The 8,333-nt window shown below is 61.6% G+C and carries 8 protein-coding genes; 5 read left to right on the forward strand and 3 right to left on the reverse strand.

Going from position 1 to position 8,333, the window contains the following annotated elements; translation table 11 throughout:
• The 4 genes from G6N73_RS33395 to G6N73_RS33410 all read left to right on the forward strand — a co-directional run.
• Nucleotides 1-463, forward strand: a 463-nt coding sequence (locus G6N73_RS33395) for a hypothetical protein (protein WP_206079233.1), incomplete at its 5' end; no start/stop codon positions are given.
• Between the two features lie 281 nt (nt 464-744).
• Complete coding sequence (locus G6N73_RS33400) at nt 745-2,934, forward strand: anthranilate synthase (protein ID WP_165034189.1); 2,190 nt, start codon at nt 745-747, stop codon at nt 2,932-2,934.
• A 20-nt stretch (nt 2,935-2,954) separates the two neighbouring features.
• Complete coding sequence (locus G6N73_RS33405) at nt 2,955-3,446, forward strand: hypothetical protein (protein ID WP_165034190.1); 492 nt, start codon at nt 2,955-2,957, stop codon at nt 3,444-3,446.
• Nucleotides 3,433-4,362: a cation diffusion facilitator family transporter gene (locus G6N73_RS33410; RefSeq protein WP_165034191.1), complete on the forward strand. Its 930-nt coding sequence runs from the start codon at nt 3,433-3,435 to the stop codon at nt 4,360-4,362. The genes G6N73_RS33405 and G6N73_RS33410 overlap by 14 nt, the downstream gene beginning before the upstream one ends.
• 22 nt (nt 4,363-4,384) lie before the next feature.
• Here the strand turns inward: G6N73_RS33410 and G6N73_RS33415 are convergent, their stop codons facing one another.
• Entirely contained in the window at nt 4,385-5,254 is an 870-nt protein-coding gene (locus G6N73_RS33415) for an alpha/beta fold hydrolase (protein ID WP_165034192.1), read from the reverse strand.
• A 164-nt stretch (nt 5,255-5,418) separates the two neighbouring features.
• On the opposite strand from G6N73_RS33415, the gene G6N73_RS33420 reads away from it, so the two are divergent.
• Nucleotides 5,419-5,970, forward strand: coding sequence for a methyltransferase family protein (locus G6N73_RS33420; RefSeq protein ID WP_165034193.1), 552 nt, complete (start codon nt 5,419-5,421; stop codon nt 5,968-5,970).
• Nucleotides 5,971-6,219: 249 nt separating this feature from the next.
• Here G6N73_RS33420 and G6N73_RS33425 read toward each other — a convergent pair whose 3' ends face one another.
• Entirely contained in the window at nt 6,220-7,806 is a 1,587-nt protein-coding gene (locus G6N73_RS33425) for an adenylate/guanylate cyclase domain-containing protein (protein ID WP_206079234.1), read from the reverse strand.
• A gap of 263 nt (nt 7,807-8,069) precedes the next feature.
• Nucleotides 8,070-8,294, reverse strand: a complete 225-nt coding sequence (locus G6N73_RS33430) for a hypothetical protein (protein ID WP_206079235.1) — start codon at nt 8,292-8,294, stop codon at nt 8,070-8,072.
• Between the last annotated feature and the right edge of the window lie 39 nt (nt 8,295-8,333).

Genomic DNA, 8,333 nt, shown 5'->3' on the forward strand with positions numbered 1-8,333 from the left:
ACTGCTCGACCCGTTCTATAGCAGCGCCCATATGGCGATCGATCATCATGGGCTGGAGATGTCACGGTTTGCCAAGACGGCTATCGTGGCTGATTGGCCGATGGGATTGAAGCACGTCAACGTCTGTGTTTCACCGAAGAGCGTCGGCGAAAACTGCGGACAATGCGAGAAGTGCATCCGCACGATGCTGACCCTGATAGCGCTCGGGAAGCTGGACGCCACCGCTGCGTTTCCTCGACGCGACCTCCGAGCCGAGGACCTCACGAACCTCAAGATCGAAAACGCCTATCAGGCGAGTTGCTATCGCGATCTGCTTTTGCCGCTGCGCGATCGGGGGAGATCCGATCTGGCGGCAGTGCTGGAACGCAAGCTCGCTAAGCCAACCCGCCTGAGTCGGTTTCTAAGGACGGCGCGCACCGCCTTGCGGCCCGCCAATCGCCTCTCCAAAGCTATTTCCGGATAGCCGCAATCCGTTGCTTCCGTGGAACGTCCGCCATGGGGGGCGCAAGCCGAAATTCGAACTGAAACCCGCCGACCGAATCCAGTTGCGCCGGTCACCGTTCACCGCTATGAAAAATCCATGAATTCGGTTTCGAACACGATGCTCTGGTGGTGGGCCTGCTGACAGCGGCCTGGTGAGCGCGTGCGCGTGAAAAACTTTGTGGCCGCAACGGAATTTCCGGGCGGCCATTTGTTTTTGAAAAGGCGTTCCGGGTCCGTTTGAAAGACTTATGGAGACGGGGAATGTCTGTCGAAACTCTCGAAAACGGCGCCGAACGGTTCATCACCGCTGGCGGCATCGCCATTACCAGGCAACGCCACGACACCGCCTATGCCGGCGCGATCGAGACCTATATCGACGGGCTGAATTCGCGGCGCGGCGCGGTTTTTTCCTCCAACTACGAATATCCCGGCCGCTACACCCGCTGGGACACCGCCATCATCGACCCGCCGCTGGTCGTTTCCGCGCGCGGACGGGCCATGCGCATCGAGGCGCTGAACAGCCGCGGCGAGGCGCTGCTGCCGGTCATCGCGCGCGCCCTTCTGGCTGAGAAGGATGTCGCCCTCACCCAGACCAGCAAGCGCCGCCTGGCGCTGACGGTGGCCGAACCCGGCCGCGTCTTCACCGAGGAAGAACGCAGCCGCGTACCCTCGGTGTTCACCGTGCTGCGCATCATCACCGGGCTGTTCAAGACCGACCAGGATGCCAATCTCGGCCTTTACGGCGCTTTCGGCTACGATCTCGCCTTCCAGTTCGACCCGGTGGAGCACAGGCTGGAGCGCGCGCAAAGCCAGCGCGACCTGGTGCTTTACCTCCCCGACGAAATCCTGGTCGTCGACCATCACCAGGCGAAAGCCTGGCACGACCGCTACGACTATTCCGGCGACGGATTTTCCACGGAGAACCTGCCGCGCGACAGTGAAGCCGAGCCGTTCCGGCCGTCCGACCGCATCCCGCCACGCGGCGACCACGAGCCGGGCGAATATGCCAAGCTGGTCACGCGGGCGATGGAGAGTTTCCGGCGCGGCGACCTGTTCGAGGTCGTGCCCGGCCAGATGTTCTACGAGCGCTGCGAAACCCAGCCTTCGGAAATCTCGCGCCGGCTGAAGCTGATCAACCCCTCGCCCTATTCCTTCTTCATCAATCTCGGCGAAGGCGAATATCTGATCGGCGCCTCGCCCGAAATGTTCGTTCGGGTCAATGGCCGCCGGGTCGAGACCTGCCCGATCTCCGGAACGATCAAGCGCGGCGACGATGCAATCTCCGATTCGGAGCAGATATTGAAGCTGCTCAACTCGAAGAAGGACGAGAGCGAACTAACCATGTGCTCGGACGTCGACCGCAACGACAAGAGCCGGGTCTGCGAGCCTGGCTCGGTGCGCGTCATCGGCCGCCGCCAGATCGAGATGTATTCGCGGCTGATCCACACAGTCGACCATATAGAGGGCCGCCTGCGCGAAGGCATGGACGCCTTCGACGCGTTTCTCTCCCACGCCTGGGCGGTCACCGTCACCGGCGCGCCGAAACTCTGGGCCATGCGCTTCATCGAGCAGAACGAGAAGAGCCCGCGCGCCTGGTATGGCGGGGCGATCGGCATGGTGCATTTCAACGGCGACCTGAACACCGGCCTTACGCTCAGGACCATCCGCATCAAGGACGGCATTGCCGAGGTGCGCGCAGGCGCCACATTGCTGTTTGACAGCGTACCGGACGAAGAAGAAGCCGAAACCGAACTGAAGGCATCCGCCATGCTATCCGCCATTCGCGACGCCAAGGCCGGCAATTCAGCCGCCGCAGAACGCCAGACTGCCAAGGTCGGCGACGGCGTCAACATACTGCTCGTCGACCACGAGGATTCGTTCGTCCACACGCTGGCGAACTATTTCCGCCAGACCGGCGCGACCGTCTCGACGGTACGTTCACCGGTCCCGGACGAAGTCTTCGATCGTCTGAAGCCGGATCTCGTCGTGCTCTCGCCCGGCCCCGGCCTGCCCAAGGATTTCGACTGCGCCGCGACCATCAAGAAGTCGCGCGCGCGCGACCTGCCGATCTTCGGCGTCTGCCTGGGTTTGCAGGCGCTGGCCGAGGCCTATGGCGGGGAGCTCAGGCAGCTCCACATCCCGATGCACGGCAAGCCGTCGCGCATCCGCGTCTCGAAGCCCGGCGTGATCTTCTCCGGCCTGCCGAAGGAGGTCACGGTCGGTCGCTACCACTCGATCTTCGCCGACCCGGTGCGGCTGCCGGACGATTTCCTCGTCACCGCCGAGACCGAGGACGGCGTCATCATGGCCTTCGAGCACAAGAAGGAGCCGGTGGCCGCAGTGCAGTTCCATCCCGAATCGATCATGACGCTCGGCCAGAACGCCGGCATGCGCATGATCGAGAACATCGTCGCCCACCTGCCGAGGAAGGCGAAGGAAAAGGCGGCTTAGAAACTAAGTCGGAGTTTCAGTTGTCGATATTTGAGCGGTTTCTTCGTTCGTTTGGCATGCACAGATGGGCCAATCGTGTAGCAATTCGCCAAACTGAACGGAAAATGCTGATCGCTGAACACAAGAAAAATTCGAATATCAGACCGAAGAAAATTTCGTTCGATGAAATTATGAACGACTTGAGCGTAAGTAACCCAAGCAGATTTTTGGACAGGAAGGTTCAGTCATATATTTCCGGGGACCTATGGCCACCGACAGGTTCTGACACATTCGACGAGGTTGAGTGGCGGGGGCTCGACAATGCGTTCACCACCTCAGTTGAAGGCGTCAAGTTGTATATTGTTCTTGGCGCTCCCGACCTCCTCGATACGATTGTACTGAAGCTGGGCACTCCTGTGGTTGCCAATTTTGCGGTAGACGGAGAGCATCGTACCGTTAGCGCGAGGACTGCTGCTATGGCCATGACTATGGCTTACCTAAGCCATCAAATGTCCAAGCATGGCGCTAAGTAAACGCGTCGTGACCTCCAAGCAAAAGATCGCGGCCCTCGCCTTCTGGTCGATCGTTATCGCCTTCCTGGTGATGGGCCTGAAATTCGCCGCCTGGCGCATGACCGGCTCGGTCGCGCTCTATTCCGACGCGCTGGAATCGATCGTCAACGTAATCGCGGCCACCGCCGCTTACTGGGCGATCCAGATCAGCCACACGCCCGCCGACCAGGATCACCCCTTCGGCCATCACAAGGCCGAGTATTTTTCCGCAGTGCTCGAAGGCGTGCTGATCGTGGTCGCCGCGCTCCTGATCCTCGTCGAAGTGTGGCGGGCATGGCAGATGCCGGTCGTGCTCGACCAGCCTTGGGCCGGGCTCGCGGTGAACGGCGCGGCCTCGGTCATCAATCTCGTCTGGGCCACGCTGCTGATACGAACCGGCCGCGCCGGGAGGTCGCCGGCGCTGGTCGCCGACGGCAAGCACATCATGACCGACGTCATCACCTCTTTCGGCGTGATCATCGGCCTCATCGGAGCCGTCGCCACCGGCTGGACCATCCTCGACCCGGCGCTCGCGGTCGTGGTTGCGCTCAACATCTTGTGGCAGGGCTGGCACGTCATCGGCTCGTCGGTGCAGGGCCTGATGGACCGCGCGGTCGATACTGACGAACATATGCGCATCCGCGACATCATTTCGGCCAACTCGAAAGGCGCGCTTGAGGTGCACGACCTGAAGACGCGCATCGCCGGCCGCGCCATCTTCATCGAGTTCCATCTGGTGGTCGACGCCGGCATGACTGTCGGCGAAAGCCATGTCATCTGCGACCGCATCGAGGATGCGCTGACGGCGGAAATCCCTTCGGTTCGCGTCATCATCCATGTCGAGCCGGACGACGAAGCAAAACTGCCGCCTGGAACCGCCGCCGTACCCTTCGCTTGAAGCGCGGGCGAGAAAATTCTCCTCAGGCGGCGCCGGCCGCATTCCTTTCCTGCCGCCGGTTTTCGAACTCGCGCTCCATTACGTGCCGCACGAAGCGGAACAGGAGCGGATTGAAGATTTCGGCCGCCGTCGAGAAGGGCGCATGCCCCGCCCCCGCGATGATGTGGCAGCGCCCGTCCCACAGGGTTCGGTAGGAAAGCCCCGCAATATAGCCCAGGCGGACGAACGGATCGTCCGCGCCGTTGACCATCGCCACGGGCACATCCGCGTTTTCGACGGCCCGCTTCTGATCCGCGCCGGCGCCGAGCATCATGCTCCTGAACACGTTGGTGCGGACGCGGCCGTCGGCGCGGCGGATCATATCGAGGAAGGCGGGGTCGCCGCTGTCGCCGAAGCAAAGTTTTGCGAAACGCTCTACGTCGCGCTCGGAATAATTTCGCTTCGAGGCGAGCAGCAGGTCCCAATGGGTGTGGAAGCCACGCAACGAACCAAGCGGGCCACGCGCAACGGGCGGCGTTCCAGTCAGCATCAAGCCGGCGACCGCCGGGTGCGAACCCATAAGCTCGATCGCGACATGTCCCCCGAGCGACCAGCCATAGACGATTGCCCGGCCGATGCCGAGTTCGTCGAGAACATCGCCGACCGCCGCGGCAAGGCCGCTGATCGTGTACGCGGACGATGGGTCAAGGGCATCGCCGGATTCGCCGTGGCCGGGAAGGTCGATGGCGATCATCCGGTGAATTTCGGCGAGCGGACCGGAAAGCTGCTTCGCAAAGACCTGCCTTGCGCTGCCCGAGCCGTGCAGCATCACGATCGGTAGCGACCGGCCTGATGTCTCGCTGAGCCGGATTTCGGCGTGGCGCGTGTGGATTGTCTTGTCGGCGACAGGCATTTGTGGCGGCCTCGCAGAATGGTCGCCGAGCATCGCAGCAAGCGCTGTACGGGCGGTGTACGATGGTGGTTAACAAGCTGTTTATCGCCGCAACCTGCGCTTGCCATCGCCGGCCGTCCGCAGCTACCCTGACCGTCGGGGAATCTCTCCATGTCAGGGTCCCGATGCAGCTGGTTTTAGATCTCGTCATCTCGGCTGTGAGCGTTCTCGTGATCGCGTCCTACAGTTGGTCGCTTCGCGGCCACTTCGCGTCTTCGAAAATGCCGGCGGGCGCAAAAGTGATCTCCGCCGGCGTCGCCGCGACATCTATGTTCTTTCTCTATCTCGTCTGGAGCCAGCACCAGTCGGCCGCCGCACAGGTAGCCGGGCTCTGCATCCAGTTGGCCGGCGCCGCCTTGTTCTGGGCGGCGATATCGGCTTCGCGCAAGGCGCGACTGCGGTTTGCCTTCGATCCTGAAAATCCGCACGGGATCCTCACCGGCGGGCCCTATCGGTATCTCCGGCATCCCTTCTACACGTCCTATCTCCTGTTCTGGTCTGGCTGGGCGATTGCCGCATGGTCGGCCTGGACGATCCTGCCGGTCGCTATTTTTGCGGCGATCTACGTCACGGCCGCGCTCGCCGAGGAGAAGAAATTCTCGGGCACCGCGCTGGCCGGCGACTATGAAGCCTATAAGGCGCGCGCCGGCTTTTTCTGGCCGAGGTTCGGCGGCTAGACGCCGCTGACCTTAGCGTGAAACCTTTTCGCGCCGGCGCTGTTGTTCGGCGATGCGAGGAGACACGCCATGGAACTTCATCGAGGCCGGCTGATCGATCATCTTCACCTGCGCGCAAACCGCGCGCTTCCTGTTCGTTCTGCTGTTCGGGCCGGCGCTGGCGCGGCTGGTGGCGCGGGGTGTGAGAGTGTGAACGAGGCCGGCGACACATCGCTGAACGGCGCAAACCGCGTCGACGAGATCTCGCATCTAAAGAGTGGCGGGCTTGCTTCGAGCGGTTAAAGCCGAGAGCGCCTCCGAAAGACGTTTTTTTGCCCGCTCGATCCCGTTCTCGTCGATTGCCTCAACGTCGAGGAAAAGGTCGAGGCCGGTCGCGTGCTCGCTGATCACCTGAGGGCGTTGCGCCAATTCGCCAAGGAGGCCATCGACTTCGTAAGGAACAACCTCGCGGCTGATACCCTTCATGGCTATCGGCGCCAACGGACGCGCCCGTACAAGGTCGCGCACGAGCGCGTAAGTCTCATAGCTGAGGCAGATACCGCCAGGATTGGCAATCGACTGCAGACGAGCCGCCAGGTTGGCTTCGGCTCCGATTATCGTGTAGTCCATCCGATCGTCGGAACCGAAATTCCCGACATTGCAGTAGCCCGTATTGATGCCCATGCGAGCCCGGAACGGCTGTTCAACGCCGCGGTCGCGCCATACCCTGTTCAACTGTTCCAGCCGGCGCTGCATGTCGACAGCCATGCGCAGGCAGGCTCGCGCGTCTTCCTCGACGCCCTGTGTCTCGGGATCTCCGAAGAACACGAGAAGTGCGTCGCCTATGAACTTGTCGACCGTGGCGCCGTGTTTGAGCGCGATGGTCGACATCTCGGTGAAATACTCATTGAGGAGGACCGTCAGATCCTCGGGCTGGAGCCGTTCCACGATCGCGGTGAAGTCCTTGACGTCGGAGAAGAAGATCGTGAGCTTCTTGCGCTCGGTCGCGATGGTGACGTCCTTCTGGCCGCTGAAGATGCTTTTGTAGATTTGAGGCGAGAGGTATTTGGCGATCTTCAATGAAATTGCGGCCAGAAAGTCGTTTGCCTCGGCAAGCTCCTTGTTCATGCCTTGAACCAAGGCGGACTGGCGACGTTGCAGGAGAATGAAAGTCAGGCCCGCCGCCGCCGCGAAGCCGAAATAAAGGAGCAGATACTTGAAGGAGAGGACGTTCGCCGCGATGGGCTGGGCGATTGATATCTCCTGGATCCCACGGACGTCCCCTTCGTTCCAGTCCATCTTGGGGCTGTCGGGGTGCGAATTGTGGCACGCCACGCAGACTTGTCCCATGACGACAGGAGCCGCCGCCCGGACATGCCGGTTAAACAGCGAACCCGAGGCTTCGATGATGGGCTCACGCAGGTTGGCGCGAAAAGCAGAGATGGCATTCCGCTCGAATTCGTCCAGTTGGTGAGGCTCGCGGCCTTTGAAAGGCAGGTCCGAGACGAACCGATATTTGACGGACCCGTCATAAGCGCTGATGCGCTTGCCGAGTTCGATCGAGAGGGTCGCTGGGATAGGAATAGCGCCTGGCACCTCCCGGTAATTGTGCGTCGCGGTCACTGCGTCGCCTGCTTGCAGCACGCGTCCCACGACGTCGCTGCCGTAGAATCCGCGCATGTCGTCGATGATCCGGCTGATCTCGCTGACTTGCGTACGCAGCATCCGTTCCGACAAATCTCGGAGGTCGAGCCAGGCTGCGACAGGCAGGCCTATGAGGCCGATGAGCACCGCTGCGACCAGCAATGGTCCCATGGTGCGTTGCTGACGCGCAATCTTTTCACCCAGTCCAGCCATTGTCCAGGTACCGCTCGCCGTAATCCAACGCCCGAATAATAGCACGGTACCAAAGCACGCGTCTTTTTAGAATAGACACGCCAATGCGCCCGCAGTTTCTTGAGCTTGGCGTCAGCCATGGTTCAACGCGAATGCTATCGCCTGCAACGGGGGCGCTGTGATTGCCAAGCCTCATCTCATCTCGCGGACGGCGAAAACCGGGCGTGGCAATGTCGAAGGATGTGCTGGACGTGTCCCACCTCGAAGTGAGGCGCCCCGCAAGCTCAGGATTTCTGCGCCGTCTTCACGACCCGGGAGCACTTGATCTTGATGTATTCGTCGGGTCCGCGCCTGGCGATCGACGTCGCCGCAATCAGCGACTGGCCCTGAAGTCCGCAGGCGACCACGCTCTGGGTCTGCGGGCCGCTGATCACGTCGAGCGCTGTTTCAAGCTGGCAGTCCGCCGGAGAAACGTTCACCGAGCAGACGAGTATCATTATCTGGAGCATTGCCTTCACCCCCGTGAATGGTTTGCTCCCCCCCTTCTA

It is taken from the genome of Allomesorhizobium camelthorni (assembly GCF_011045125.1).
Lineage (GTDB): Bacteria > Pseudomonadota > Alphaproteobacteria > Rhizobiales > Rhizobiaceae > Allomesorhizobium > Allomesorhizobium camelthorni.

What these genes read in the sequence shown, in the direction of transcription:
- G6N73_RS33400 (WP_165034189.1), top strand. Translation starts at nt 745, where the DNA reads ATGTCTGTCGAAACTCTCGAAAACGGCGCCGAACGGTTCATCACCGCT.
- G6N73_RS33410 (WP_165034191.1), top strand. Translation starts at nt 3,433, where the DNA reads ATGGCGCTAAGTAAACGCGTCGTGACCTCCAAGCAAAAGATCGCGGCC.
- G6N73_RS33415 (WP_165034192.1), bottom strand. Translation starts at nt 5,254, where the DNA reads ATGCCTGTCGCCGACAAGACAATCCACACGCGCCACGCCGAAATCCGG.
- G6N73_RS33420 (WP_165034193.1), top strand. Translation starts at nt 5,419, where the DNA reads ATGCAGCTGGTTTTAGATCTCGTCATCTCGGCTGTGAGCGTTCTCGTG.
- G6N73_RS33425 (WP_206079234.1), bottom strand. Translation starts at nt 7,806, where the DNA reads ATGGCTGGACTGGGTGAAAAGATTGCGCGTCAGCAACGCACCATGGGA.
- G6N73_RS33430 (WP_206079235.1), bottom strand. Translation starts at nt 8,294, where the DNA reads ATGCTCCAGATAATGATACTCGTCTGCTCGGTGAACGTTTCTCCGGCG.